The following is a 536-nucleotide window of genomic DNA, read 5'->3' as shown; positions in this document are numbered from 1 at the left end:
GCCGATCCTGGTGCAGGCGGGCGCCGCCGAGCAGGGCCAGGAGATCGCCGCGGCGAATGCCGATGTCGTCTACGCCGCGCAGCCGGATCTCGCCGGCGCCAAGGCCTATTACGCGGGGCTGAAGGCGCGCATGGCCAAGTACGGCCGCGCGCCGGATCTGCTGAAGGTGATGCCCGCCGTCACGACCGTCGTCGGGCGCACGCGGGCGGAGGCGCAGGCCAAGTTCGACAAGCTGCAGGAGCTGATCGACCCCATGGTCGGCCTGGCCAACCTGTTCCGCTCCTTCGGCGACCTCTCCGGCTATCCGCTGGACGGGCCGGTGCCGGAGCCGGTCAACGCCCCCGTGCGCAGCCTCGCCTACAATGCGTGGAACCTCGCCCGGCGCGAGAACATGACCATCCGCCAGCTCTACCAGAAGAAGTCGGCCGGCAGCGGCGGGCTGATGCTGGTGGGCACGGCCGCCGACGTCGCCGATGGGCTGGAGAGCTGGAAGGCCGAGGAAGCCGCGGACGGCTTCAACCTCACGCCCACCCACC

At 71.1% G+C, this 536-nt stretch carries 1 protein-coding gene; it reads left to right on the top strand.

Translation table 11 applies throughout. The annotated features are described in order from the left end of the window. A partial coding sequence (locus AC1DWF_RS38075) for an LLM class flavin-dependent oxidoreductase (protein WP_476843580.1) occupies positions 1 to 536 on the top strand: 536 nt, incomplete at both ends.

The sequence above is a fragment of the Aminobacter sp. P4_D5 genome, assembly GCF_056401815.1.
The sequence above is the reverse complement of the archived record's forward strand: the minus strand, read 5'-3'. Positions and strand labels throughout refer to the sequence as shown.